A 25,477-nucleotide genomic window follows, 5' to 3' on the forward strand; every position below is an offset into this window, starting at 1 on the left:
TCCACCCTTGACAGGCCGTCCCGCCCCGGAATGCCGAAAGACTGCCGGGAAACCCCCAAAAGGAACGGTCACAGGGGGAGAGAGGCGAGAAGCGGCTCCGTCAGCGATGCAGGAGGGGCCGGGCGCCGGCACACCACGCATACGGGCCCTCAGATGTCCTGACTCCGGGCCGGGGGCCCGACTGCCCGCACGAGAGGCCGACCAGACCAGTCCAGGGAGCCGCCAGGCGCATCAGATCGCTACGCGCTCCTCACGTCTCAGCGTCCGACGACCGCCTGGGGCTGATACCCGCACGAGAAGCCGACCAGAGCAGTCGAGGCAGCGGACGAGCGCGTCAGATCGCTACGCGCTCCTCTGGTCTCGGCGTCCGACGGCCGTCTTGGGTCTCTCATGGCCGCCCAGGAGACATGGGTGCCCTTTTTGCTCCCATATGGTGGCCTGTGATGAGGTCGGACTGTCCTCTGTCGGACTCTGAGGGTCAAAACGGCATCCGCAGACTCCTGCAAGCCGCCAAAGGTCCTGCGAGAGGAGCGATTCACCCCTCCACGGCCGCTGTCCGCCCCTTCGCGCCCCATCCCGGCCCCAGGCGGCCGTCCGACGCCAAGCAGAGAGAAGCGCGTAGCGATCTGACGCGCCCCATGCGCTGCCTGGGCTGCTCTGTTCGTCCTCTGGTGCGGGTATCAGCCCCAGACGGCCGCCGGACGCTGAGAAATGAGGAGCGCGTAGCGATCTGTCGCGCCTGTCGGCTCCCTGAGCTGCTCTGTTCGTCCTCTGGTGCCGTCATCAGCCCCGGACGGTCGCCGGACGCTGAGGAATGAGGAGCGCGTAGCGATCTGTCGCGCCCGTCCGCTGCTTGGGCTGGTCTGGTCGGCCTCTCGTGCGGGTGGCCGGGCCCCCGGCCCGGAGTCAGGACATCTGAGGGCCCGGATGCTCGGCGAGCCGGCCCCCGGCCCCTCGCCTCATCGCTGACGGAACCGTTTCTCGCTCCTCTCCCCCTGTGACCGTTCCTTTTGGGGGTTTCCCGGCAGTCTTTCGGCTTTCCGGTTCGGGTCGGTCGGTCAAGGGTGGAGCGAAGCGACATCGCGAAGCGACGCGACCGGAGGGAGCGCCCTTGAGGGACCGGGCCGAAGCGGAAGGACGATGGGACTGACGGGAAACCCCCAAACCCTCCCCGACTACCGTCCAGGCAAGACCCCGTCACCCACCCCCCACCCCCCACCCCCCGCTGCCGCAGACGCGGTACCCCCGGACGCATGACCCCCTCCGCCGTCCGGCTCAGTGGCCCGGGATGTCGGCGGGGCCGGGCCCACGGGCCGTGGTCGGCTGGCGGGCGGCCACTCCCGCCGACTCACGAAAGGTGGTCCCCGGTGAACCGTCCCCGCCTCTTCGCCGCGACCGTTCCCGCCCTCCTCGCCGCCGCTCTGTGCGCCGCACCCGCCGCCTCCGCCTCCGGCACTGCCGCCCCGGCCGCAAGACCGCACGTACCGCACTGCGTGGCCAGTGACGGCTTCGACTTCAACAAGGTCTTTCACGTCAAGGAGCGGATCATCGCCCCGCCCGCCACCTGTCGGGTGGCCATCGCCAAGGAACCCTGGGTCAGGGCGGTTCTCGGCTGGTCGACCCAGACCGCCGAGAAGGCCGTCTACCCGGCCGGCTACACCCCGCTGCGCCGTGCGCCCATCGAGGACTTCAACGCCAAGTTCGTCAGCGCCACCTACGTGCACGACATCGGCACACCGCAGGAGCAGACCTTCACCTTCGACAAGAAGCGGGTCCTGCGCACCGGCCTCACGGACCTGGACGGGTTTCCGCAATCCGTCCCCGTGTCGCCGCCCCTGAAGGCGCTGAGCGTCGGTCAGCACACCAGCACGGTGTTCATCACTCTCAGCGCCGAGCACTGCGACGGGTTCACCACCGACCGCGCGGCGAGCTGCCTGCCCGCGGGCACCATCCAGTTCAGTGACGACACCCCCTTCGAGGTCCAGCCCCGCCCCCGGGACACGAAGCACCCCGACCGCCGGCCCGACTAGGCCGGCCGGCTCAGGCGGTCGCCGCCCGCCAGGACGGCGGCCGCCAGGGCCTCCGACGCCGGGGTCGGGCGGCGGCCCTGGAGCAGGGCGAACTCCACCGGCCCCAGCTCCGGCAGGCCGCCCACCCGTACCAGGCCCGGCGGGATCAGGCCCCGGGTGTGCGCCATCACGCCGAGCCCCGCGCGGGCCGCCGCGATCAGGCCGCTCAGGCTGCCGCTCGTACAGGCGATCCGCCACGCCCGGCCGTCCCGCTCCAGCACCTCCAGGGCCCGCGCCCGGGTGATCCCCGGCGGCGGGAACACGATCAGCGGCACCGGGCGCTCCGGGTCCACCCGCAGCCCCTCCGCCCCGATCCACACCATCCGGTCCCGCCACACCAGGCGGCCCCGCTCGTCCCCCGGCCCGCGCCGCTTGGCCAGCACCAGGTCCAGGCGCCCCGCGTCGAGCCGCTCGTGCAGCGTCCCCGACAGCTCCACCGACAGCTCCAGGTCCACCTCGGGGTGCTCGTGCCGGAACCCCTCCAGGATCTCCGGCAGCCGGGTCAGCACGAAGTCCTCCGACGCCCCGAACCGCAGCCGTCCCCGCAGCCGGGTCCCCGTGAAGAAGGCCGCCGCCCGCTCGTGCGCCTCCAGGATGGTCCGCGCGAAGCCCAGCAGCGCCTCGCCGTCCTCCGTCATCCCGACGCTGTGCGTGTCCCGCACGAAGAGCGGACGCCCCGTCGCCTCCTCCAGCCGCCGCACGTGCTGGCTGACCGTGGACTGCCGCACTCCGAGCCGGGCCGCCGCCTGCGTGAAGCTCAGCGTCTGGGCCACCGTGAGGAAGGTGCGCAGCTGGACCGGGTCGTACATGCCCCCAGCCTACGCCCGGGTCATCGCGTTCCGTGATGGCAGTCAGAGCGGTGTGCGTGTTTCCCGATGACCGCCGACCCGCGACGATGGTCGTACCCCTCGTCACCCCCGCCCTTCCCCGTACGACAGCAAGTGAGCACCCCCATGCGACGCCCCCGCCTTCCCGCCTGGCTGCCCCTGGACCCGTACGTACTGGCCCTGCTCGCCACCGTGGGCCTCGCGGCGCTGCTCCCCGCGACGGGTGCCGGCGCCACCGTCGCCGACGGGGCCGCCACCGCCGCCGTGGCCCTGCTGTTCTTCCTCTACGGGGCCCGGCTCTCCACCCGGGAGGCCCTCGACGGGCTGCGCCACTGGCGGCTCCACCTCACCGTCCTGGCCTGCACCTTCGTCCTCTTCCCGCTGCTGGGCCTGGCCGCCCGCCTCCTGGTGCCCGGCCTGCTCACCCAGCCCCTCTACAGCGGTCTGCTCTTCCTCTGCCTGGTCCCGTCGACCATCCAGTCCTCCATAGCCTTCACCTCCATAGCCAGGGGCAACGTCCCCGCCGCGATCTGCGCCGGCTCCTTCTCCTCCCTCGCCGGCATCCTCCTCACCCCGCTGCTCGCCGCCGCCCTCCTCGGCCACGACGCCGGCGGCTTCTCCCTCGACTCCCTCCTCAAGATCGTCCTCCAGCTGCTGCTGCCCTTCCTCCTCGGCCAGGGCCTGCGCCGCTGGGTCGGCGGCTTCCTGACCCGCAACAAGAAGGTGCTGGGCTACGTCGACCGGGGCTCGATCCTGCTCGTCGTCTACGCCGCCTTCAGCGCGGGCATGGCCGCCGGGGTCTGGCACCAGGTCAGCCTGCCGCGCCTGGGCGCCCTGATGGCGGTGGAGGCCGTACTCCTCGCCGTCATGCTCCTCGCCACCTGGTACGGGGCCGCGCGCCTCGGCTTCGGCCGCGCGGACCGCGTCGCCATCCAGTTCGCCGGGTCGAAGAAGAGCCTGGCCGCCGGACTCCCCATGGCCAGCGTCCTGTTCGGGGCCCAGGCCTCCCTCGCGGTGCTCCCGCTGATGCTGTTCCACCAGATGCAGCTGATGGTCTGCGCGGTCCTTGCCCGCCGCCGCGCCCGGGACCCCGAGGCGGTCCTCCAGGACCAACTCGACGCCCGCCGTGTGGTGGAGGTCTCGCCCGCGGTCCAACCCCCCGCCGCGCAGGGCCGGTAACGTGCGGCGGTGACCTGGATACGCCCGCTCGCCGCCACCGCCCCGCGCCCCTGCACCCTCGTCGTCTGCCGGGGCTGCTGCTGCGGGGACCCCCGCAAGAACCCCGGCACCGACCACGCCGGCCAGCTCGCCCGCCTGCGGGAGGCCGCCGCCGCGTCCGGGGGACGCCTCGCGGTCCGTACGAGCGACTGCCTCGGGCCCTGCGCGCAGGCCAACGTGATCGTGGTCCAGCCCACCACCGAGGCCCGCCGGCGCGGCGCCCGGGCCGTCTGGTTCGGCTGGGCCCTGGACGACACCGCGACGGACGAGATCATCGCCTGGGCCGAATCCGGCGGCCCCGGCAGCACGCCGCTCCCCGCCACCCTCGACCTGCACCGCATCGACCCCCCGGAGCCGAAGCAGCCCACGACCCCCCGGCGGGGCCGCCGCCGCTGAGCGGCCTAGGATCCGGCCCCGGCCCCGGCCCCCGGCAGGATGATCCGCTGCTCGCCCGCGTACACGTTCATGTTCGCGCCGCGCAGGAAGCCGACCAGCGTCAGGCCCGATTCCAGGGCCAGGTCCACAGCCAGCGAGGACGGTGCCGAGACCGCCGCCAGCACCGGGATGCCGGCCATGACGGCCTTCTGCGCCAGCTCGAAGGACGCCCGTCCCGACACCAGCAGCACCGAGCCGGCCAGCGGCAGCCGGCCCGCCTGGAGCGCCCGCCCGACGATCTTGTCCACGGCGTTGTGCCGGCCCACGTCCTCCCGTACGTCGAGCAGCTCGCCCTCCGCCGAGAACAGCGCGGCGGCGTGCAGCCCGCCCGTGCGGTCGAAGACCTTCTGCGCCGCGCGCAGCCGGTCCGGCAGCTCGGAGAGGAGTTCCGCGGGGACCCGTACGGGATCGGCGGCGAGCCCCGGGAAGCGGGTCGCCGTGCGGACCGCGTCCAGGCTGGCCTTGCCGCACAGCCCGCAGGAGGAGGTGGTGTAGACGTTCCGTTCCAGCGTGATGTCGGGGAGCGGAACCGAGGGGGCCAGCTGGACGTTGACCACGTTGTAGGTGTTGGAACCGTCCTCGGTGGCGCCCTCGCAGTACGTCACGGCCTGGACGTCCGAGGTGCGCGCCATGACGCCCTCGCTGACCAGGAAGCCCGCGGCCAGCGCGAAGTCGTCCCCCGGGGTGCGCATCGTGATGGCCAGCGGCTTGCCGTTGAGCCGTATCTCCAGCGGCTCCTCCGTGACCAGGGTGTCGGGCCGGACCCCGGCCGCTCCGCCCCGGATGCGTACGACACGGCGCCGTTCGGTGACCCGTCCCATCGTGATCAGCCCACCTGTTCCGTCCTCGCGTTCACCTGACGAGGACATTGTCCCGGATCCGCCACCGCGACCGGTTCCGGCAGGAAGTTGCTCGGAATGCTCCAAATTCCGGTGGCGGAATCCTGTTGGGTCACGCGCACACGTACCCGCCGGTAGCAGGCAAAGCTGGGTCAACCTGACTGCCTGCCGTACAGAGGGGGACCCCGCCCATGACCGGTTCACGCGTGGTGGCGCTAGGGCACTACCAGCCCGCGAAAGTGCTCACCAACGAGGACCTCGCGGCCATGGTCGAGACGAACGACGAGTGGATCCGCTCCCGGGTGGGCATCCGCACCCGCCACATGGCGGGTGCCGACGAGCCGGTCGACGAGCTCGCCTACCAGGCCGCCGGAAAGGCCCTCGCGCACGCCGGCCTGAGCCCCGACGACATCGACCTCGTCCTCGTCGCCACCTCCACCGCCATCGACCGTTCCCCCAACATGGCCGCGCGCGTCGCCGCCAAGCTGGGGATGCGCGGCGCGCCCGCCGTGATGGACATCAACGTCGTCTGCTCGGGCTTCACCCATGCCCTGGCCACCGCCGACCACGCGATCCGGGCCGGCTCCGCCACCCGCGCGCTGGTCATCGGCGCCGACAAGATGACCGAGATCACCGACTGGACCGACCGCACCACCTGCGTGCTGACCGGCGACGGTGCGGGCGCGGCCGTGGTCGAGGCCTGCGAGGAGCCGGGCATCGGCCCCGTGCTGTGGGGCTCGGTCCCGGAGATGGGCCACGCCGTGCGGATCGAGGGCACGCCCCCCGTCTTCGCGCAGGAGGGCCAGTCCGTCTACCGCTGGACCACCAGCCAGCTCCCGCCGCTGGCCCGCAAGGTCTGCGAGAAGGCCGGGGTGACCCCCGAGGAGCTCGCCGGGGTCGTGCTGCACCAGGCCAACCTGAGGATCATCGAGCCGCTCGCCGCGAAGATCGGCGCCGTCAACGCCGTCGTCGCCCGCGACGTCGTCGATTCCGGGAACACCTCCGCCGCGAGCATCCCCATGGCCCTCTCGAAGCTGGTCGAACGCGGCGAGATCCCCTCCGGCGCCCCGGTCCTCCTCTTCGGCTTCGGCGGCAACCTGTCCTACGCGGGCCAGGTCATCACCTGTCCCTAGCGGCCGGCCCGGCCGCCGGGCTCCCGGCATGCCCGCAGGTCAGCGCGGCGTGGCGGACCGGCGGCCGCTCGGAAACGTGGTCGGAAGCCCGCCGATCCCCTGCTATGGTTGTCCATGTCGCCACGGGAAACCGGGGCCGACCACCGGTCCGGGTGGCGGAATGGCAGACGCGCTAGCTTGAGGTGCTAGTGCCCTTTATCGGGCGTGGGGGTTCAAGTCCCCCCTCGGACACACAGAGGAAGAACCCCACTCCGGTGGGGTTCTTTCGCGTTTCCGGGCGGATCCGGGCCCCTTCCCGGGCGAAGCCCGGGTGAGCTCTCCGCGGAACCGGGTGGCCGGATCCACACGTGCGGCATCATGAAGCCTGACCGGGTCAAGGGGGGAACGTGTCGCAGGACGAACCGCGCAACGACGTCGTGATCGCCGGGCGGTACCGCCTGGGGAAGAGGCTGGGCCGCGGCGGCATGGGGACCGTGTGGCAGGCCTCGGACGAGCTCCTGGGACGTGCGGTCGCCGTCAAGGAACTCCACGTCGGCGAGGGCAAGGAAGCCGCCGGAGCCCTGCGCGAGGCCCGCACCGTCGCACAGATCAAGCACCCGCACGTGGTCGTCGTGCACGACGTCGTCGAGGACGACGGCCGCCCGTACATCGTGATGGAACTCGTCGAGGGCGGCTCACTCGCCGACCGCCTCGGCGCCACCGGTCCGCTGGACGCCGCCGAGACCGCCCGCATCGGTCTCGCCCTGCTCGGCGCCCTGAGCGCGGCGCACGACCGCGGGGTGCTCCACCGGGACGTCAAGCCCGCCAACGTCCTCATGGAGGCGGGCACCGGCCGGGTCGTGCTCACCGACTTCGGCATCGCCCGCCTCGCCGGCTCCACCACCATCAGCGAGACCGGCGCCTTCGTCGGCTCGCCCGAATACACCTCCCCGGAGCGGATGCAGGGCGCCGCCGCCGGACCCGAGTCCGACCTGTGGTCCCTCGGCGCGCTCCTGTGCGCCGCGCTGACCGGCGAGTCGCCCTTCCACCGGGACTCGCTGGGCGGGGTGCTGCACGCCGTCGTCTACGACGAGATCCGCCCGCCGGCGCAGGCCGGGCCGCTGACCCCGCTCGTGCGGGGCCTGCTGGAACGCGACACCGAACGCCGGCTGGGCGTGGCGGACGCCCAGCGGATGCTGTCCGCGTACGTCACCACCGGCAGCCTGCCCCTCCTCGACCGCACCCCCGGCCCGGCCCGTCCGGCGGGTCCGGCCGGCCCGTCCGGGCCCGCCGGCCCTCCCGGGTACTCGCCGACCGAACGCGTCACCGCCCGGACCGGCCCCGCTGCCGAGCCGGGGAACCGCCGGGCGGGCCTGCGCGTCGGGCTGGTCGCCGCGCTCGTCGTGGTGGCCGTCATCGGCGCGGTCACCGCGACCTCACTGCTCTCGGACCGGTCCGGGGACAAGGGCCGCGCGGCCGGGCCGGGCAACCCCGCCTCCCCTTCCCCCGGCGTGACCACGTCCGCCCCGCAGTCCCCGACGGCCCCCACCCCGCCCACCGGCGCCGCGGGGGCCACCACCACGGCCACGACCACCGTGACCGCGCCGGCCCCGGCCCCGCCCGCGCAGCCGGCCCCGGGCAAGGCGGCGCCCGCCGGGTACCGCTTCGTCTCCGACCCGGAGGGCTTCGGGCTCGCCGTGCCGCAGGGCTTCCAGCGCACCACCGACGACCAGCGGGTCTTCTACGTCTCCCCGGACGGCGCGATCCGGATCGGCATCAAGGTGAAGCCGGCCGCGGGCGGGCCGCTCGCCGCGATGCGGCAGTCCGACGCGAACGGCCCGTCCAACAACCCGGGCTACCGCGACAACACGATCGTGCCCACCACGCACAACGGACTGCCCGCGGCGCTCTGGGAGTTCACCTGGAACGGCTTCACCACCGCCGAGGGGCCCCGGCACACCTTCGACCTGTGCTGGGACGAGAACGGCCGCATGTACGACGTCTGGGTCTCGGCCCCCCTCGGCCGTCTCACCCAGGCCAGGGGGAACTTCGACGCGGCCCTGGACTCCTTCGTCCCCGTCGGAGCCGGATAGGCGGCGGACGGCGGACGCCGGGCGACTCGCGCGGCTAGGAGTCCCCGTGCCCCGGGCGGGTGCCCAGCACCACCAGGCCTTCCGGGGCGGGCAGGCTGCCCGGGGCGAGCGGGCCCAGGGTCTGCGGCAGCGCGAGGCGCGGCCGCCCGTCCTCCGGGGGCGCGTCGAAGAGGTACGCCGCCCCCGACGAGGAGTCGCTGACCAGGTGCGGGCCGCCGGCCGACGCGGTGAAGCGGGTCAACGGGGTCCGGAAGAGCCGGCCCAGCTGGCGCAGCGTCTCCGGGGTGGCGGCGGCGGCCGGTGCGGCGGGCGCCGCGCCCGCCGGGACGTCCGGGGGGATGGCCCCGGACAGCAGCAGCGCCAGCAGCACCGGGACCGCCTTGCGGCGCAGGGCCTCGGTCGCGGAGCCCAGCCGGTGCGCGTGCGCGGCCGGCAGGGACAGGGCCAGGCTCCCGGCGGCGTCGCCCGTCGCGATCGGCACCGCCGAGCAGACGACCCCGGGGGAGTACTCGCGCAGGTCGAACACCGGGGCGCCCGGAGCCACCGCGTCCAGGGCGCTGAACAGGGCCCGGCTGTCGGTGATGGTCCGCGCGGTGAGCCGGGCCGGGCGGTGGCGGGCCACGTGGTCGGCCCGGCCGTCGTGGTCGAGCTGCGTCAGCAGGCACTTGCCGACCGCGCTGGCGTGCGCGGCCGCCCGGAAGTCCACCCACTCGCGCACCGGCGGAGCCCCCGGCCCGTCCGCCATCTGCGTGATCCGGACCTCGCCCTCCGCGTACCGGCTCAGGTACACGGCGGCGCCCGCGCTGTCGCGGGCCAGCGCCAGGGTGCGCTGGAGCTGCCCCGCCAGGCCGGCGCCGCCCGGGGCCGCGAGCCGGTCCAGGGCGGGGCCGGGCGCGTACACCCCGGGGGCGGGGCAGTACGCGTACTCCTCCTCGCGCAGCATCACCAGCAGCGGGCGCAGCTCCGCCCCGGCCAGCCCCGACTCCCGTGCGAGCCGGGCGGCCCGCACGCCGAGCGGGTGCCGCTCCAGGACGCGTACGGCGGCCAGCGCGCGCCGCGCCTGCGCCAGGGCCTCGCCGGTGTCGGACTGGACCACCGTCCCCCGCGCGGCCGACGTCAGCGCGGGGTGGCGCAGCGGGCCCGGGCCGGGGCGCGGCCGGGGCGCCGGCGCCGGGGGCGGCGGCAGGAACGCGGCCAGCACCGCGGGCAGCCCCGGCCTGGGCAGGGGTACCGGGCCCAGGTCGGGGTCGTCGCACTGGTCGACGTACCGCAGGACGGCCGCCTGGGCGCACAGCCGCACCTCGCGCAGCTCGCGGCGGCCGCTGGGGCGGAACCCGCGGCGGCCCAGCTCGCGTGCCCAGAGGCGGGCGTCGTGGTGCTCGCCGCGCCGGGAGTGGTCCAGGAAGAGGCAGTAGGCGGCCGGAGCGGTGCGCGGGCTGCCGGAGCCGGCGGCGAACTGCCACCAGAAGCGGGAACCCTCGCGCAGCCCGGCCAGGTACAGCAGGCAGCCGAAGACGACCGCGCCGGGCAGGTCGCTGTGCCGGCTCTCCAGGAAGGCTTCGAGGTCGGTCCCGGCGCGCGGGTCCCCGACCACGGCCAGGCAGGCGGCCTTCAGGTCGCGCCGGGCCCGCTCCGACTCCAGCGGGCGGTCCCGCGCCGGGTCGCTCCAGCCGAAGGGCCGGCGCCGGCTCCGGACCGGGGCGGTGGCGGGGACGCCCGGGGCGCGGGGCACGCGCAGCAGCCGGGCTTCGGCCGCGCCCAGGTCGTAGTGGGGGTAGCGGTCGCGCACGCCCGCGCGGTCCAGGAACTCCGCCAGGCTGCGCGGGGCCGCCGGGCGCCCGCCGCCGGGGTCGCCGCCGTCCGGGTCCTCGCCGGGCCTCATGATCCGGCGGACGTGTCGAGCAGCCGGGCGAGGCGCCGGTGGGCCTGGCCGAGCTGCGAGCGGACGGTGGCCTCGTCGACGCCCATCACGGCGGCGGCCTCGCCGGGGCTGCACTGGAGCCCGTAGCGCAGCAGTACGGTGTCCCGCTGCCGCTCGGCGAGGCGGGAGACCGCCGAGTAGAAGCGGATGGTGTCGGTCAGCACCTCGTACTGGTCGGCGTGCGCCTCCTTGAGGGCCGCCTCGAAGGCGCTGATGTCCATCGGCTCGGGGCGGCGCAGGCGCGGGTCGCGGCGCTGCTGCCAGTCGACGATCCGCTGCTTGAGCACGGTCCAGGCGTAGGCGTCGAGGCGGTCCATGTGGAGCATGCGCAGCCACTCGTTCATGATCGAGTCGAAGGTGGCGTCCACCGCGTCCTCGGCGGCCGCGTCGGACCCGAGCTGGAGGTACGCGAAGCGCATGTACGCGGGCCGCCGGTTCGCGTGGAAGGCCCAGTAAGACAGGCGCGCCGTCGGATCCCACTGACTCATGGGCGTCGGCTGCCGCCGTCGGCTGGGCAGTCCCACGGCCCCGCCGGACTCCTCCGGTCCGCCATCGTTCACCGTTCCCCACCTCATCCCCTGTGCGGGGTCCATGAGAGCAGCGCCTACGCCTTCCGAGGGGGCGGAGGAGCAACATGAGGGGATTAGGCGCGGGGGTGATCGGATGGTGACCGATGCCGATCACACGAGGTGCCGCGGAGCACGAACGCATATGCCGGGGCCCTCCGTCGTCCGGCGGGCGGTCCGGCGGGCGGACGCCGGTCGGGGCCCCGGCGGTGCGGCTGTAGCATGGGCCCATCGCGAGGGCCGTGACGGAGAGGTCACAGTCCTCGCTTTTGCGTTGCGTCCCCGCGCACCGCCGCCGGACCCCCGGACCCCCGGGAAAAGCCGACGCGTGGCGTTTCGCCGGTTCGATACGATGAACCGCGCGTTGTCACGCGTAGATCCGTACAAATGAAACGAATGGAGCATCCGAGGATGGCTCGACACCTGATCACCAGCGCGCTTCCCTACATCAACGGGATCAAGCACCTGGGCAACATGGTCGGGTCGATGCTTCCGGCGGATGTGTACTCCCGGTACCTCCGCCAGCGCGGCCACGACGTCCTGTACATCTGCGCCACCGACGAGCACGGCACCCCCGCCGAGCTCGCCGCCAAGGAGAACGGCCTCCCGGTCTCCGAGTTCTGCGCGCAGGCCCACGACGCCCAGAAGGCGGTCTACGACGGCTTCGAGCTGTCCTTCGACTACTTCGGCCGCAGCTCCTCCGCGCAGAACGTGGAGATCACCCAGCACTTCGCGCGGCAGCTCCAGGCCAACGGCTTCATCGAGGAGCGCGCGATCCGGCAGGTGTACTCGCCCGCCGACGGCCGCTTCCTGCCGGACCGCTACGTCGAGGGCACCTGCCCGCACTGCGGCTACGACAAGGCGCGCGGCGACCAGTGCGAGAACTGCACCCGCGTCCTGGACCCCACGGACCTGATCGAGCCCCGCTCGGCCATCTCCGGCTCCACCGAGCTGGAGGTCCGCGAGACCAAGCACCTCTTCCTGCTCCAGTCCAAGCTGCAGCACGAGGTCGAGGCCTGGGTCGCGCGGCACGAGGACGAGTGGCCGCAGCTGGCCTCCTCCATCGCCCGCAAGTGGCTGACCGAGGGCCTGCACGACCGCGCCATCACCCGCGACCTCGACTGGGGCGTCCCGGTCCCGGCCGACACCTGGCCCGAGCTGGCCGCCGAGGGCAAGGTCTTCTACGTCTGGTTCGACGCGCCGATCGAGTACATCGCCTCCACCAAGGAGTGGGCCGACGCCGACCCGGCGAACCGCGACTACAAGTCCTGGTGGTACGAGGCCGAAGACGTCCGCTACACCCAGTTCATGGCCAAGGACAACGTCCCGTTCCACACGGTGATGTTCCCGGCCACCGAGCTCGGCACCCGCGAGCCGTGGAAGATGGTCGACTACGTCAAGGCCTTCAACTGGCTGACGTACTACGGCGGCAAGTTCTCCACCTCGCAGAAGCGCGGCGTCTTCACCGACCAGGCGCTGGAGATCCTGCCCGCCGACTTCTGGCGCTACTTCCTCATCGCCAACGCCCCCGAGTCCGACGACTCGTCCTTCACGTGGGAGCACTTCGCGGCCACGGTCAACAAGGACCTCGGCGGCACCCTCGGCAACTTCGTCAACCGCGTACTGACCTTCTCCCGGAAGAAGTTCGGCGACGAGGTCCCCGCGGGCAGCCCGGCGGGCGAGGCGGAGGCCAGGCTCGGCGAGCAGATCGCCGAGCTGCTGGCCGAGTACGAGGGCCACATGGAGACCCTCCAGTACCGCAAGGCCGCCGCCGCGCTGCGCGCCCTGTGGTCGGCCGGCAACGCCTACCTGGACGAGAAGGCCCCGTGGCTGGAGGTCAAGACCGACCTCGACGCCGCGGCCCTCACCCTGCGCACCGCGATGAACCTCATCCACCTCTACTCGGTGGTCTCCGAGCCGTTCATCCCGGCCTCGGCGCGCGCCATGCGCTCCTCCTTCGAGCTGCCCGGCGACACCGCCGCCTGGGTCACCCCGGAGCAGGCCAAGGCGCTGGACGCCGTCCCGGCCGGGACGCCGTTCACCGTGCCGCCGGTGCTCTTCGCCCGGGTCACCGAGGAGGACCTGGAGTCCTACCGCGAGCGCTTCGGCGGCGACCCGGAGGCCTGAGCGCCCCGATGACCGCCCTGGAGGGGCGCGGCCCGCGCGGCCGCGCCCCTTCGGCGTACCCGGGGGTCTGCCGGGCCCCGGTGGTAGGCAAAACCCCACCATGACGACTCCACCTGGGCGTGCAGACCCGGCCGGGGGTGCGCGGCTGGAATGGGTCCATGACCCCTTCCCGTACGACCGCCCTGTGGACCGCCGGCTGGCTGCTCGCGGCCGCCTGGGCGCTGTCGTTCCCGCTGTTCTCCGCCCTGGCCCCGCACCGGCTGTGGGGCTGGTGCGCGGCCGCCGGATACCTCGCCGCCGCGGCCGCCACCGCCCTGGGCCGGCGCCGGGAGGCGCTCGCCGCGGCGCTGCTGGGAGCTGTCGCCGTACCGCTGCTGTACCTGGTGCTCACCGGACAGGGGCAGTCCGAGGTCGGCGTCATCGAACGGTCCGGGCGGCTCCTGCTGGAGACCGGAAGGCTTTACGTGGACCACCCCGCCGGGGTCGAGGAGTACACCCCCTACCTCCCCGGCATGGCCCTCCTGGGCATCCCGCGCGCCCTGCTCGGCGACGGCTCCGGCGACGGGCACCAGTGGGCGGTACGCCTGCTGGGCGACGCCCGGCTGTGGTGCGCGGCCGTGCTGTTCGGCGGGATGCGGGCGGGCCGCCGCCTGCTGGGCGCCGCCCCCTCCCCGCTGCTCCCGGCCCTGGTGGCCTCGCCGGTCGTGGCGCTCCCGCTCGCCGTGAGCGGGGTGGACCTGCCGCTGGCGGGGCTGTGCTGCCTGGCCCTCGCGGCGGCCGCCGCCGACCGCCCGGCGGCCTCCGGGGCGGCCCTGGCCGCGGCGTGCGCCCTCAAGTGGACGGCGCTGCCCGCGGTGGCGGTGGTGCTGGCCCTCCTCGCGGCGTGCCGGGGCCGGCGGGCGGCGCTGCGGTGCGCGCTGGTGACCCTGTCGGGGACGGCGGCCCTGGTGCTGCCGGGCCTGCTGCTCCAGCCGGGGGAGCTGTGGCGGCAGGTGTTCGCCTTCCCGACCGGGCGGGCCGAGGTGCCGACCCCGGCGAGCAGCCCGCTGCCCGGGCACCTGCTGGCGGAACTCGGGCCGTGGGGCTGGCACCTGACGGTGGGTCTGCTGGCGCTCGGGGGGCTGGGGGTGGCGGTGTCGCTGCTGGTGCGCCCGCCGCGCACGGTGGTGGCCGCGGCCGACCGGCTCGCACTCGGCCTGACCCTGGCCTTCCTGCTGGCCCCGGCGGGCCGCTTCGGCTACCTGGCGCTCCCGCTCCTGCTGGCGGCCTGGGCCCGCTCGGCGACCCCGGCCGGTCCGGCCGCCTCCCGCGTGGTGACGGGCTCCGGGGCGGCCCGGCCCGCTCAGCCGGCGGCCGCCGGGAGGGCGGTGGGGCCGTAGCGGGCGGTGGCGGCGCCCGTCGACAGGGCCCAGTAACGGTCCCCGAACGACCAGTGCCACCACTCCGTCGGGTAGTTGACCAGCCCGGCGGCCGTCAGCGCGCCGCACAGCACCTCCCGGTTGGCCCGGGCCGTGTCGCCGATGTCCGCCGCGGCCGTGTAGCAGGCGCCCCCGCTCTCCTCCGGACTGGCGTTGACCCGGGTGCCCAGGTCCAGCTCGTCCACGAGCGGCTCCCCGCACTCCACGACGGGGACGGCGGCGACCCTCGGGTCCGACATCAGGATGATCTCGTCCATCCCTGATCTTGCGTGGGTATCCCCTGCTTTGGCTGGGGAGGGAAACGCATCCTTGGCCCGGAGGCGCGGAGCGCCGGAGTTCGCTGCGTTGTCAGTGACGGCCAGTAGGGTGATCGCATCGGCCGTGACCTGGGAAATCCGGAGGAGGCGGGCCGCGTTGATCCGTGCGTACAAGTTCCTCATGCGGCCCACTGTGGGCCAGACGATCGCGCTCGGCGAGATGCTGCGTGATCACTGCTCGCTCTACAACGGTGCGTTGCAGGAACGCCGTGATGCCTTTCGGCATGTGTCGAAGACGAGCATCAAGTACGGGCAGCAGTCCGCGCAGCTCAAGGAGATCCGGGCGTTCGACCCGGAGCGGCACGGGCGTTGGTCGTTCTCCTCGCAGCAGGCGACCCTTCGCCGTCTCGACAAGGCGTTTGCCGCGTTCTTCCGCCGGGTCAAGGCCGGGGAGAAGCCGGGCTGTCCCCGGTTCCGGGGCGTCAGCTGGTTCGACACCGTGGACTTCCCGAAAGACGGTGACGGCTGCCGCTGGGATGCCACCCCGCACGACCCCGTGACCCGTGTCCGCCTCCAGGGCGTCGGGCACGTCAAAGTGCATCAGCACCGGCCCGTGGTCGGGAAGGTATCAAGACCGTTTCGGTCAAGCGTGAGGGCCGCAAGTGGTTCGTCGTGCTGACCGCAGAGCAGGACCAGCCTGAGCCGCTGCCCGCCACCGGGTCCGTGGTCGGCATCGACATGGGCATAGCCAACTTCCTTGCCGACTCCAACGGTGAGTTTGTTGCCAGCCCCCGTCACGGCCGGCGTGCTGCCGCGAAGCTCGAAGCCGCACAGCGCGCTCTTGCCCGCTTCCCACGAGTGTGCCGTGACAAGCGGACCAAGAACCACCAGCGGGCCGTGGAGAAGGTCGCCAAGCTGCACGGCAAGGTACGCCGTCAGCGCCTCGACCACGCCCACAAGACCGCGCTTGCCCTGGTCCGTGAACACGACTTCATCGCGCACGAAGATCTCAAGATCCGCAACATGGGCAAGGCCCCCGAACCGAAGCCCGACCCCGGGACACCGGGCAGCTTCCTGCCCAACGGGGCTGCTTCGAAGGCCGGGCTGAACCGCTCGATCGCCGATGCCGGATGGGGGGTGTTCCTGACGATCCTCGCCGCCAAGGCTGAAAGCGCCGGACGGGAAACGATCGCCGTGGACCCCCGAAACACCTCCCGGCGATGCCCCGAATGCGGGCACACCGCCAAGGAGAACCGGCCCACACAGGAGAAGTTCCACTGCGTCTCATGCGACCACCAGGCACACGCGGACACGGTGGGCGCAATCAACGTTCAACGGGCCGGGCTGGTCCTTCGCGAAGCCGCACCGGCATAGCGAGAAGCCCCCTCCTTTAGGAGGGGGAGGAGTCACGAGGTCATCCTCGCGCACGCCCCTGGGCGGGCGGGGCACGGGTTCAGGCCGGTTCCGTTCCGCGCAGGTGGGCCAGGACGGCCAGCACGCGCCGGTTGCCCTCCGTCGGGTCCAGGTCCAGCTTCGTGAAGATGCTGCTCGCGTGCTTGACGACGGAGGCCTCGGTGATGAACAGGCGGGCCGCCAGGGCCTGGTTGTTGAGGCCCTCCGCCATCAGCGCGAGCACCTCCCGCTCGCGCGGGGTCAGGCGGGCCAGCGGCTGGTTGGCCGGCCGCGGCGCGAGGAGGACGCGGACCACCTCCGGGTCGATGACCGTCTGCCCCTCGTGCACCCGGCGCAGTGCGTCGAGGAACTCCTCCACCTCCCCGACCCGGTCCTTGAGCAGGTAGCCCAGCCCGGCAGCCGAACCGCCGGTGAACAGCTGGGTCGCGTACGCCGTGGCCACGTACTGCGAGAGCACCAGGACCGGCAGGGACGGGTCCGCGGAGCGCAGTTCGAGGGCGGCCCGCAGCCCCTCGTCGCGCAGCCCGGGCGGCATCCGCACGTCCGTCACGACCACGTCGGGCCGTTCGGCGGCGACGGCCCGCAGCAGGGCGGGGGCGTCGCCGACGGAGGCGAGGACGCGGTGGCCGCCGAGGGTCAGCAGTTCCGTCAGTCCGGCCCGCAGCAGTACGGAGTCCTCGGCCAGGATCACCCGGAGCACGGGACCTCCACCCTCAGTTCGGTCGGCCCGCCCACCGGACTGGACACCGTCAGCCTGCCCTGCAACATCGCCACCCTGTCCGCGAGACCCGCCAGGCCCGCCCCCGCGCCGGGATCGGCCCCGCCGCGGCCGTCGTCGGTGATGGTGAGGGTGAGCCGGTCGCCCTCGACCCTACCGGCGACGCCGACCCGTGCGGCGCCGCTGTGCTTGGCCGCGTTGGCGAGGGCCTCGGCGACGGTGAAGTACGCGGTGACCTCGACCGGTTCGGGCAGCCGGGGCAGCTCCAGGTCCACCGTGACCGGCACGGGATGGCGCAGCGCCACCTCGGCCACCGCCGCGGCGAGCCCGTGGTCGGTGAGCACCTGCGGGTGGATCCCCCGTACGAGGTCCCGGAGTTGGGCGAGGGCGAGCTTCGCCTCCTCGCGGCCCCGGCTCACCAGCGCGGCCGCCTCCGCCGCCTCCGGGTGCCCGCGCAGCCGCAGTTCGGCGAGGCCCAGGGTCATGCTGAGGGCCACCAGCTGCTGCTGGGCGCCGTCGTGCAGGTCCCGCTCGATGCGCCGCCGTTCCGCTTCGAACGCCTCGACCAGCCGGACGCGCGAGCGGGTCAGCTCCAGCACCCGGTCGTCCTCCGCGCGCGGCCCGAGCAGCAGCCGGGCGCACTTGACCTGGGCCCCGGCGATCAGCGCGCCCGCGTACGCGGTCAGCACCAGCCCGGCCAGCCCCACGGCCGTACCGCCCAGCGCCTCCAGCGGGCCGGCCACCGCCTGGCCGGGCACCAGCATCACCGGTTCCGGCGCGAGCGCCCACACGATGACGGGGGAGGCCACCAGCATCAGGGAGAACGCCAGCAGCGACAGCACCCCGAAGCCGGCCGCCCCGAAGACCAGCCCGAGCAGCACGGCGTACCCGAACTCCCGCCGGGTGGCGCGCTCGCGCAGCCGCGTCCGCAGCCAGGCGGCGGGTCCGGCCCCGGCGAGCGAGGTGTGCGGGTCGGCCACCGGCTCCGGCTCCACCCACCGCAGCCGGCGCCGCTCCAGAGCCCCCAGCGGCACCGCCCCCGCCAGGGCCCCGGCCAGCAGCAGCAGCCCGACTCCGGCCACCGCGAGCAGCACCCCGAGCCCGAGGAGCAGCACCAGCGCGAGCAGCACCCCGTACCCGAGCGGAAACCCGCTCCCGAGGTACGCCCAGCACCGCCAGGGCCACCAGGACCCCAGGAACCCCAACGGCCGCCGCGCCGCCCGCCAGACGGCGACGGGCGGGGCGGCCGGGGCCGGCGGGACGGGCGGGACGGGTACGGAGGGTATGGACGCGGACATACCGACAGCCTAGGCGAGGTGCCCCCCGCGCTCACGGGCCGTCACATCGCCGCGCCCACCGCCAGGAAGCCGCAGATCAGCACGAACAGGATCGCCAGCAGCGGCCAGACGAAGCGGAGGTACTTGTCGTAGCCGACCTTGGCCAGGGCGACGCCGCCGATGGTGACGGCCGTCGTGGGGACCCAGAGGTTCATCCAGCCGCTGGCCGCCTGCCAGGCCGTCACCACCACCGCGCGGGAGACCCCGGCGAAGTCGGCGAGCGGGGCCAGGATCGGCATCGCGAGGGTGGCGTGGCCGGAGGTGGAGGGGATCAGGAAGGCCAGCGGGAGGTTGACGACGAAGACGATGACCGCGAAGAGGCTGGACGAGGTCCCCTTGACGACGCCCTCGATGGAGTGCAGGACGGTGTCGGTGATCTTCGAGTTGTTCATGATCACGGTGACGCCGCGCGCCAGCATGATGACCAGGGCGGGGGAGATGAAGTCGGCGGCGCCCTGGACGACCGTGGAGCTGAGCTTCGCCTCGCCCATCCGCGCCACCAGCCCCACGAGCACCGCGGCGCACAGGAACAGCGCGGACAGCTGGGGGAAGGACCAGTCCAGCTCCCACCCGTACGGGGTGGCGTCGGCCTTCCCGGTGAGGGCGCTTGACCAGGGCACCACCGAGAAGATCATGAAGGCGAAGACCAGGACGAGCAGCACCAGTACGACCTTGTGCAGCCGCGTCAGCTCCGGCTCCACATCGGCGTCGGCGGCCGCCTTCTGCGTCAGGTCGCCCGGCAGGAAGCCGCACAGGGACCGCTCCGGGTCCCGCTGGACGCGCCGCGCGTAGCGGACGACGTACAGGACGGTGACGGCGGTCAGCACCACCCACATCGCGCCGCGCAGCAGGATGCCGTCGCCGAGGGAGATGCCCGCGGCCGAAGAGGCCACGCCCGTGGCGAAGGGGTTCACGGTGGAGCACAGCACGCCGATGCCCGCGCCCAGGACCGCCGCCCCGACCGCGACGAGCCGGTCGTAGCCCAGCGCCAGCACCATGGGCACCAGCAGGCCGTAGAACCCGAGGGTCTCCTCCGCGAAGCCCTCGACCGTGCCGAGGACAGAGAAGACCACCATCACCGCGGCGATCAGCAGGGCCCCGCGGTCGCGCAGCCGGTGCGCGAGGAGGGCGATGCCCCGGTCCAGGGCTCCGGTGGCGAAGACGACGGTGATGAAGGCGCCGATGGCGAGCACGAAGAGGAAGACGCCCGCGCTGCCGTACAGCGCGCCGGTGAACCCCGGGCCCACCTCGCCGGTGGCGGTGTCCTGGATGCCGTACAGGCCGTTGACCGGGGCGAGGAAGAGGTCGTCCAGCCGGTCGGTGAGGCTCCGGTCGCCCTCGACGCGGTGGTAGGTGCCGGCGACGGGCGCACCGTTGCCACCCCGGTCGTAGAGTCCGGCCGGTACGAGGAAGGCCAGCAGCCAGACGGCCACCGTGACCAGGGCCAGGATGGTCAGGGCGCTGGGGAAGCGGAACCCCTTGGCGGGGGCGGGCGGCTCCGGCTCGGGCTGCGGCCCGGGCTCCGGCTGTCGCCGCGGCCCGGGCTCCGGATCCGGCTGCGGTCTCGCGGAAGCGGGCCGATCGTCTGCTGCCACGCGCCACCGTCCCTCTGCCGCCCGTTGCTCCGATCATCGGCCGGGCGGGCGGCGGGCGCCGTGGTGGGCTGGGCCGTGAGGGTGAGGGCCGGCTGCCCGCCGGCGGTCCCGGGGGTCCCGCGCCCGGTGCGAAGTGAGCCGTCGCACAAGGATCTTGACCTGTCCGGTGCGTGTCCGAAGGCGGGCCTTGATCGTTTCTTCAGGCGTAACCCTCATATCGGCTGCCGGATCGGGAGGACCGCGGTGACGGCTTGGCAGTACTTCGCCGGGGCGGGGCTGGTGGCCGCGCTCTGCCCGCTGCACGGCCATGTGGCGGTCGCGGGCGACGGCCACGGCCGCGGGGCCCGGGTCGACGTGTGCGTGCCCGGCGGGCCGCCGAAGCCGCCCGGGGTGCGGCCGCCCGTCATGCCGCCCCCGCCCGTGGCGCGGCCGGGGACCCCGTCGGCGCCGCCGCCCGTGCGGGTGACGGTGCCCGGCGCCGTCCGGCCCACGGTGCGCCACCCCGGCGACGCGCCGGGGCTGGCGGAGCGGCCCGCGCCCGGGGCGGCGGTGCCCGGCGGGCCGGGGCAGCCGCCGCAGGCCCCGCCGCCGGCGGACGCGCAGCCGGAGCCGGCCCCGGCCGACGCCCCCGCCCCGCCCGGGGCCGCGGCCGCCGTCGAGCGGGTGAGCAGGTTCCACGTACGCCCGTACCACTCGGCGGCCCTGGCGCGGCGCGGCCCGGACGGACTGAGCACCGTGATGCTGATGGTGGTCGTGACCACCCCGGCCGTGCTGGCCGCCGCCGCGCTGCGCCCCCGCTCCAAGAGCCGGAGCTGACGCCCCCGGGCGCCCCTCACGCATCCACGCATCCACGCACCCACGAACGGGAGATCCCTCGTGTCCGAATGGCTGGTCCTGGCCGTCGCCATGGCGCTCGTCTGCGCCCTCGTCCTCGCCATGACCGTGGTCCGGCACCGCCGGGTCGCGGACGACGAGGACACCAGCGAAACCCCCGACGTCATCGAGTACATGACGATGATGGTCGGCGTGGTCTACGCGATCGTCCTGGGCCTGGCCATCGCGGGCGTCTGGGAGGCGCGCGGCGCGGCCGAGGACAGCGTGCGCCGCGAGGCCCAGTCGCTGTACGAGGTCACCCAACGGGCCGACGTCTACCCCGGGCCCGTCCGCGACCGGATCCGCGGCGAGGTGGACGCGTACGTCGCCCACACCGTCAGCGTGGACTGGCCGCGGCTGGTATCCGGGCAGGACGCCTCCGCCGAGGGTGCGCAGCTCCTCGGCAAGCTGCGTACCGACGTCACCCACCAGAGCCCCGCCAACGAGCTCCAGGCGCAGGCCTACCAGCCGCTGCTCGACCACATCGCGGCCGCGGACGACGCCCGGCACTCGCGCACGCAGAGCGACGAGTCCACCCTGCCGAGCGTGGTCTGGATCGGGCTGGTGGTCGGCGGCCTCGTCACCATCGGGCTGATCTTCACCCTGCAGATCCGGCGCTCGGGGCGCGAGCTGCTGCTGGCCGGGCTGTTCAGCGCGCTGATCGTGTTCCTGCTGTTCATGGTGTGGAGCTTCGACGCCCCCTACGGGCGGGACGGGACCGACTCCGCCGGGCCCTTCCAGGACCTGTTCCCGGCCCTGTCGGTGACGGCCTCCCGCTGAGCGCCCGCGCCGGGCTCCGTGCGGCGGCCGCTCCCGGGCCCCGCGCGGCGGCCGGCTCCCCGGGGCGGCTCAGCCTCCCGCCGGGGCCCCCTGCCGCCGTACGGCGGCCACGAGCGGCGAGTGCCGCAGGGCGTGCGAGATCCGGACGAGGTCGCGCGGCCCGTCGGCCAGCAGCGCCACCCGCTCCTCGTCGCCGCCGTCGGCCCCCTCGGGGGCGGCGGCGGTGGCCCGTACGGCGGCCACCACCATCGCCGCGTCCGCGACGGCGCGGGCCGTCTCCTCGTCCGCCCCGGCCGCCCGGGCCCGTTCGTAGGCGGTGTCGCGGTGGTGGCGGTCGAAGGCCGGGCCCAGGCGCAGGAAGCCGTCGTGGATGTCGGACTCCCGCTGGATCACCCGGATCGCGGCCGGGGACCACCAGGACATCCGCACGCAGGGCGTGCCGAGGGGCACGGTGCTCTGCACCTCGTGCCACAGCGCGCCGAGGTGGCGGTAGGTGCTCCAGGTGCGCCAGCTGTCGGACACGCGCTGGCACACCAGCGGCAGTACGAAGCCCACGGAGCTGACGAGGGCGGCGAAGGCGGCCAGCGGCGGGGCGAGGTAGGTGCTGAGGTAGTCCAGGTCGTGGCCCAGCCAGCGGGCGGCGACGGCGGACATCTTGGAGGCGTCGTAGGCGAGGCTGATGGTGTACCCGGCGACGATGATCACCAGTCCGGCCCGGAGCCAGCCGCGGACCCGCAGGGACCAGCGCCAGCACATCGACACCATCATCAGCACCGCGGCGTTGTGCGCCAGCAGGTAGGCCGTGATCATCAGCCGGATGTAGGGCGTGTTCGCGTAGTAGGTGTCGAAGTCCCGCAGCCGCTCGACGGGGGCGTCACCGAGGGCGAAGAGGACGACGATGGCCGCGATGACCACGGAGTAGCCCGCGATCCAGCGCTGCGAGGTGCGCCGGATCTCCTCCGCCGGGCCGCCGCGCCAGTTGAACATCAGGACGAGGCAGGAGGCGCTGAAGGCGGTCATCAGGCAGTAGACGAGCGGGGCGGAGACGTTGGGGACGCCGGTCCAGCGGTTGACGGCGGCGATGGTGGGCGGGGCGGCGAAGGTGAACACCGAGCCGCCGAGGAGGAGCAGGACGAAGACGGACCGCAGGAGCGGATCGCGCCCGTTGGCGCGCAGCGCCGGCAGCTTGCACACGAGGGCCACTGCCATCGCGGCAGCCGGGATGTAGTAGTCCGGTCCGCTCAACGGTCGTTCCTGCGCCCCCGGTAGCCGAGCGAGGTCTCGATCCGGCCGGCCAGCTCGTCCCGCTGGGCCGGTGGCCGGTGGCCCGCCGAACCGGCCAGCCAGGTGCGGCAGCGGCTGCCCAGCAGGAGGCCGAAGCTCTCGGCCTCCGTCTCCTCCTGGACGTCGGCCCGGGTGCGGGCGGCGACGCTGCGGACCGTCTCGCCGAGGTCGGCGGCGTCGGTCAGCAGGCGGGCGGCCACGGCGGCCCCGTCGACGTGGTGGCTGCAGTGGCCGGCCTTCATGTGCCACAGCTCGTGGCCGAGGATCACGAGCTGGTGGTCGGGCGCGGTGCGCTCCTCGATGACCACCAGGTCCCGGTCCGCCATGTCGAGCCAGAGGCCGCTCGCGGTCCCCTGCGGGAACGCGGCCATCCGGAACTCCACCGGGCGGCCGCGGTGCCTGCTCATGCCCTCGCAGAGGGCGGCGTAGAGGTCCAGTGGTTCCACGGGGGCGGCCAGCTTGATGCCGGACACCAGCTCCGCGCACAACCGCCGCTGCGCTCTGCCTATGCTCACCGTTCTCCCCGTCGGCGCGGATCCGGATCAGGACTCAAGGATCAGATCCAGACTTTCGACTGGGTCATGATTCGTTCGGTTTGACGCTTTCGAGAAGCATGTCCAGCCATTCGGTCACCTTGTCCCGGTGCTTGTCGCTGGGCAGTTGGGCGGCGCGCCAGGCGATGCCCCGTACGCCGTGGTTCTGCAGGAGTCTTGCCAGCGGATCGCCCGCCGAAGCCGCCTCCGCCGGTACGGTCTGCCGCTCGCGCCCGGCGAAGTCCTGGAGCAGCTGCTGCTCGGTGCGCTGGAGGGCGTCCGTGAGGGCGTCGGCGTCATGGGCGGTGAGGAAGCCCGCGTGTACGCCGAAGAACCGCTGGATGGCGTCGCAGTGCTCCATCGTGGGCCGCCGGTCGCCGTTGATCAGGGCGCCGGCCTGCTGCCGGGACATGCCGGCGCCGTCGGCGATCTCCTGCTGCGTGTAGCGGCGCCCGTTGGGTTTGACCCGGGTCCGCCTGAGCAGGTCCAGGCGCTGGAGGAAACGCGCCTGCAGATCGGGCTCGCCCGCCCGCCGGCCGTCGAGCAGGGTCCTGATCACATCGGTGGGAACCCCGGAGGCCTCGGAGAGCCGGCGGAGGTCGAAGACCTGGTTCGGGTCGCGGCCCATTTTGTTCGCCAGTTCGGCGACCCGCGTGACGGTCGCTGCCAGGGGCGCGTTGGCCACCGCGACGGGAGCCGGGAAGCCGTCTGTCACCAGTGGTTCTCCTAGATCGCGCGAGGTCAGTGGGCACGTGGTCGGCCTTGAGGAATCTATCCGGTTTGTTTTGGGAGAGCCAGAACTTGCCACAGCTGTGGCGGGAATGAGCTGTCGCTCGGCTGGAATTGCCACAATAGTTGACACTCGAATGAAGTCGGTAGCAGGATCGCCACACGGAAATGAAGATCCAGACCGTTGAGGAGGGGGAGCTCTCGGTGCCACATCTCGCAGCGGTGGGCCCGTCTGATGGCCTCGTCCGAGCCGGTGAGGAGCGCCTGGCGGGCGAGGAGCCCCGCGGTGCAGTGCGGACGGAGCGGCGCAAGGAGATTTTGCGCCAGCGCCGCGAAGAACTGGGCCTGAGCCAGGAGGACGTCGCGTCGCGGTTGCGCATCAGCGTGCGCGCGTACGGAAACTGGGAACGCGGGCTCGTCAAGGAGTGGACGGACCGCAAACTCCTCGCCCTGGCCGAGGCCTTGGAGATGAGCGAGCGGCAGTGCTTCTGGCTGTTCCGGGTCATGGTCGACCGGGACCCGCCGCCCACCTGGCGCGCGGCCGAGGAGAACCGGCTGCCCCAGGACCCGGCCCAGCGCGACTACCTGGTCGACTACGCGGCCCTCATGGAGGCCGTGCCCTACCCGAGCTTCCTGGTGGACCACCGCTGGGACGTGGCCCTCACCAACTCGGCCTTCGACCGGCTGTTCCAGTCGGTCCGCCCCCACCCGACGGCCCTGCCGGACGACAACTTCCTGCGCTTCGTGCTGTTCCACCCGGACGCCGCGGCCGTGCTGGAGGACCACGAACCGGCCTGGTGCGTGCCGCTGCTGGCCCGCTTCGCGACCGCCCTGGCCGAGGCCCCGGAGGACGAGGGGCTGCGGAGCATCCGTCAGGAGGTGGCCCGGGACCCGTTCATGGAGGCCGCCTACCGCTACGGGGTCCCGCACTGGCTGACCACCCACGGGGAGGCCGCCGCCGAACTGGACGGCGCGGTGCGGACGGTGCGCCATCCCGACCCCGGCTGGGGTCTGGTGCGGTGCCGGATGGTGGCGGAATCCAGCCGAATGCTGGAGGGCATGGGCCTCACCCGGATCACCCTCGTGCTCTCGGCCCCGCAGGGCCTGCCGGCCGGTCCGGTGCGCGGCGGAGCGGGCTTCCAGCAGCAGCAGGGCGCGCGTCTGCGGGCCGTGCCGCCGCTGGGGGAGTGACGCCGCGGGGGAGACTGGTCCCCTGAAGCACGCGCCACGGCCCGTGCCGGGGCGGGGTCGGCGGCAGGGTGCCGTACCGACTGCCTGGTTCGGTGCCCGCGGATGCCACGATCCGCGACACCGCGCGGATGCCACGGATCGC

General features: G+C 73.6%; 19 protein-coding genes, 1 tRNA gene and 3 pseudogenes. 12 read left to right on the forward strand and 11 right to left on the reverse strand.

Annotation, left to right across the window (positions count from 1 at the left end):
* Positions 1–1,367: 1,367 nt before the first annotated feature.
* Positions 1,368–2,030, forward strand: coding sequence for a hypothetical protein (locus tag ACQKM2_RS35535; RefSeq protein ID WP_427717134.1), 663 nt, complete (start codon positions 1,368–1,370; stop codon positions 2,028–2,030).
* Here ACQKM2_RS35535 and ACQKM2_RS35540 read toward each other — a convergent pair.
* On the reverse strand, positions 2,027–2,878 hold the full coding sequence (locus ACQKM2_RS35540) for a LysR substrate-binding domain-containing protein (protein ID WP_427717136.1): 852 nt from the start codon (positions 2,876–2,878) through the stop codon (positions 2,027–2,029). The two genes, ACQKM2_RS35535 and ACQKM2_RS35540, sit on opposite strands and share 4 nt — an antisense overlap.
* Positions 2,879–3,022: 144 nt before the next feature.
* Between ACQKM2_RS35540 and ACQKM2_RS35545 the strand changes: the two genes are divergently transcribed.
* Together ACQKM2_RS35545 and ACQKM2_RS35550 are read left to right on the forward strand one after the other, a co-directional pair.
* Entirely contained in the window at positions 3,023–4,075 is a 1,053-nt protein-coding gene (locus tag ACQKM2_RS35545; protein WP_427717137.1) for a bile acid:sodium symporter family protein, read from the forward strand.
* A 9-nt stretch (positions 4,076–4,084) separates the two neighbouring features.
* Positions 4,085–4,510 carry a (2Fe-2S) ferredoxin domain-containing protein gene (locus ACQKM2_RS35550; RefSeq protein WP_427717138.1) on the forward strand — a complete coding sequence of 142 codons (426 nt, stop codon included), beginning with the start codon at positions 4,085–4,087 and terminating at the stop codon, positions 4,508–4,510.
* Positions 4,511–4,515: 5 nt separating this feature from the next.
* Here the strand turns inward: ACQKM2_RS35550 and fdhD are convergent, their stop codons facing one another.
* Positions 4,516–5,370, reverse strand: coding sequence for a formate dehydrogenase accessory sulfurtransferase FdhD (fdhD, locus tag ACQKM2_RS35555; RefSeq protein ID WP_427717168.1), 855 nt, complete (start codon positions 5,368–5,370; stop codon positions 4,516–4,518).
* A gap of 209 nt (positions 5,371–5,579) precedes the next feature.
* Here fdhD and ACQKM2_RS35560 point away from each other — a divergent pair, with 209 nt between their 5' ends.
* The 3 genes from ACQKM2_RS35560 (at position 5,580) to ACQKM2_RS35570 (ending at position 8,593) form a co-directional block, all read left to right on the forward strand.
* Entirely contained in the window at positions 5,580–6,521 is a 942-nt protein-coding gene (locus tag ACQKM2_RS35560; protein ID WP_427717139.1) for a beta-ketoacyl-ACP synthase III, read from the forward strand.
* A 146-nt stretch (positions 6,522–6,667) separates the two neighbouring features.
* A tRNA-Leu gene (locus ACQKM2_RS35565) sits at positions 6,668–6,752 on the forward strand.
* Positions 6,753–6,985: 233 nt separating this feature from the next.
* A complete protein-coding gene (locus tag ACQKM2_RS35570; protein WP_427717170.1) occupies positions 6,986–8,593 on the forward strand; it encodes a protein kinase domain-containing protein in 1,608 nt (535 codons plus the stop codon).
* Positions 8,594–8,942: 349 nt separating this feature from the next.
* Here the strand turns inward: ACQKM2_RS35570 and ACQKM2_RS35575 are convergent.
* Together ACQKM2_RS35575 and ACQKM2_RS35580 are read right to left on the reverse strand one after the other, a co-directional pair.
* Positions 8,943–9,662, reverse strand: a pseudogene (locus ACQKM2_RS35575) (IclR family transcriptional regulator domain-containing protein); the annotation flags it as partial.
* Between the two features lie 809 nt (positions 9,663–10,471).
* Positions 10,472–11,002, reverse strand: coding sequence for a sigma-70 family RNA polymerase sigma factor (locus tag ACQKM2_RS35580; protein WP_427717140.1), 531 nt, complete (start codon positions 11,000–11,002; stop codon positions 10,472–10,474).
* A 489-nt stretch (positions 11,003–11,491) separates the two neighbouring features.
* Between ACQKM2_RS35580 and metG the strand changes: the two genes are divergently transcribed.
* Positions 11,492–13,207: a methionine--tRNA ligase gene (gene metG, locus ACQKM2_RS35585; RefSeq protein WP_427717142.1), complete on the forward strand. Its 1,716-nt coding sequence runs from the start codon at positions 11,492–11,494 to the stop codon at positions 13,205–13,207.
* A 158-nt stretch (positions 13,208–13,365) separates the two neighbouring features.
* On the forward strand, positions 13,366–14,586 hold the full coding sequence (locus tag ACQKM2_RS35590; protein ID WP_427717143.1) for a glycosyltransferase 87 family protein: 1,221 nt from the start codon (positions 13,366–13,368) through the stop codon (positions 14,584–14,586).
* Here ACQKM2_RS35590 and ACQKM2_RS35595 read toward each other — a convergent pair.
* A pseudogene (locus ACQKM2_RS35595) lies at positions 14,550–14,804 on the reverse strand (M15 family metallopeptidase); the annotation flags it as partial. The gene ACQKM2_RS35590 and the pseudogene ACQKM2_RS35595 sit on opposite strands and share 37 nt — an antisense overlap.
* A gap of 235 nt (positions 14,805–15,039) precedes the next feature.
* Between ACQKM2_RS35595 and ACQKM2_RS35600 the strand changes: the two are divergent.
* Positions 15,040–16,256, forward strand: a pseudogene (locus ACQKM2_RS35600) (RNA-guided endonuclease InsQ/TnpB family protein).
* A gap of 79 nt (positions 16,257–16,335) precedes the next feature.
* On the opposite strand, the gene ACQKM2_RS35605 reads toward ACQKM2_RS35600, so the two are convergent.
* From ACQKM2_RS35605 to ACQKM2_RS35615, 3 genes are read right to left on the reverse strand one after another with little or no spacing between them, the layout of a single operon-like run.
* The gene (locus ACQKM2_RS35605) at positions 16,336–16,995 is read right to left on the reverse strand and encodes a response regulator transcription factor (RefSeq protein ID WP_427717145.1); all 660 of its coding nucleotides are present in this window, start codon (positions 16,993–16,995) and stop codon (positions 16,336–16,338) included.
* Entirely contained in the window at positions 16,983–18,311 is a 1,329-nt protein-coding gene (locus ACQKM2_RS35610) for a sensor histidine kinase (protein WP_427717146.1), read from the reverse strand. The genes ACQKM2_RS35605 and ACQKM2_RS35610 overlap by 13 nt, the downstream gene beginning before the upstream one ends.
* 41 nt (positions 18,312–18,352) lie before the next feature.
* Positions 18,353–19,807, reverse strand: coding sequence for a YfcC family protein (locus ACQKM2_RS35615; RefSeq protein ID WP_427717171.1), 1,455 nt, complete (start codon positions 19,805–19,807; stop codon positions 18,353–18,355).
* A 381-nt stretch (positions 19,808–20,188) separates the two neighbouring features.
* On the opposite strand from ACQKM2_RS35615, the gene ACQKM2_RS35620 reads away from it, so the two are divergent.
* Both ACQKM2_RS35620 and ACQKM2_RS35625 read left to right on the forward strand, forming a co-directional pair.
* Positions 20,189–20,761, forward strand: coding sequence for a hypothetical protein (locus tag ACQKM2_RS35620; RefSeq protein WP_427717147.1), 573 nt, complete (start codon positions 20,189–20,191; stop codon positions 20,759–20,761).
* A gap of 60 nt (positions 20,762–20,821) precedes the next feature.
* Positions 20,822–21,598 (forward strand): hypothetical protein, encoded by a 777-nt coding sequence (locus tag ACQKM2_RS35625; RefSeq protein WP_427717149.1) that lies wholly within the window; start codon positions 20,822–20,824, stop codon positions 21,596–21,598.
* Positions 21,599–21,667: 69 nt separating this feature from the next.
* Here ACQKM2_RS35625 and ACQKM2_RS35630 read toward each other — a convergent pair whose 3' ends face one another.
* The 3 genes from ACQKM2_RS35630 to ACQKM2_RS35640 all read right to left on the reverse strand — a co-directional run bounded on the left by ACQKM2_RS35630 (position 21,668) and on the right by ACQKM2_RS35640 (position 24,130).
* The gene (locus tag ACQKM2_RS35630; RefSeq protein ID WP_427717150.1) at positions 21,668–22,843 is read right to left on the reverse strand and encodes an MAB_1171c family putative transporter; all 1,176 of its coding nucleotides are present in this window, start codon (positions 22,841–22,843) and stop codon (positions 21,668–21,670) included.
* Positions 22,840–23,397: a hypothetical protein gene (locus ACQKM2_RS35635; protein ID WP_063749922.1), complete on the reverse strand. Its 558-nt coding sequence runs from the start codon at positions 23,395–23,397 to the stop codon at positions 22,840–22,842. Before ACQKM2_RS35635 ends, ACQKM2_RS35630 begins: the two co-directional genes overlap by 4 nt.
* Before the next feature lie 64 nt (positions 23,398–23,461).
* A complete protein-coding gene (locus tag ACQKM2_RS35640; protein ID WP_125818527.1) occupies positions 23,462–24,130 on the reverse strand; it encodes a helix-turn-helix domain-containing protein in 669 nt (222 codons plus the stop codon).
* Positions 24,131–24,348: 218 nt separating this feature from the next.
* Between ACQKM2_RS35640 and ACQKM2_RS35645 the strand changes: the two genes are divergently transcribed.
* Positions 24,349–25,335, forward strand: a complete 987-nt coding sequence (locus tag ACQKM2_RS35645) for a helix-turn-helix domain-containing protein (protein ID WP_427717151.1) — start codon at positions 24,349–24,351, stop codon at positions 25,333–25,335.
* Positions 25,336–25,477 lie beyond the last annotated feature (142 nt).

The sequence above is a fragment of the Streptomyces sp. NPDC004126 genome (genome assembly GCF_050275515.1).
In the GTDB taxonomy this organism is placed as follows: Bacteria; Actinomycetota; Actinomycetes; order Streptomycetales; family Streptomycetaceae; genus Streptomyces.

Excerpts from the sequence above, each read along its gene's own strand:
- fdhD (WP_427717168.1), bottom strand. The coding sequence starts at position 5,370 with ATGGGACGGGTCACCGAACGGCGCCGTGTCGTACGCATCCGGGGCGGA.
- ACQKM2_RS35560 (WP_427717139.1), top strand. The coding sequence starts at position 5,580 with ATGACCGGTTCACGCGTGGTGGCGCTAGGGCACTACCAGCCCGCGAAA.
- ACQKM2_RS35540 (WP_427717136.1), bottom strand. The coding sequence starts at position 2,878 with ATGTACGACCCGGTCCAGCTGCGCACCTTCCTCACGGTGGCCCAGACG.
- ACQKM2_RS35610 (WP_427717146.1), bottom strand. The coding sequence starts at position 18,311 with ATGTCCGCGTCCATACCCTCCGTACCCGTCCCGCCCGTCCCGCCGGCC.
- ACQKM2_RS35570 (WP_427717170.1), top strand. The coding sequence starts at position 6,986 with ATGGGGACCGTGTGGCAGGCCTCGGACGAGCTCCTGGGACGTGCGGTC.
- ACQKM2_RS35580 (WP_427717140.1), bottom strand. The coding sequence starts at position 11,002 with ATGAGTCAGTGGGATCCGACGGCGCGCCTGTCTTACTGGGCCTTCCAC.
- ACQKM2_RS35545 (WP_427717137.1), top strand. The coding sequence starts at position 3,023 with ATGCGACGCCCCCGCCTTCCCGCCTGGCTGCCCCTGGACCCGTACGTA.
- ACQKM2_RS35590 (WP_427717143.1), top strand. The coding sequence starts at position 13,366 with ATGACCCCTTCCCGTACGACCGCCCTGTGGACCGCCGGCTGGCTGCTC.
- metG (WP_427717142.1), top strand. The coding sequence starts at position 11,492 with ATGGCTCGACACCTGATCACCAGCGCGCTTCCCTACATCAACGGGATC.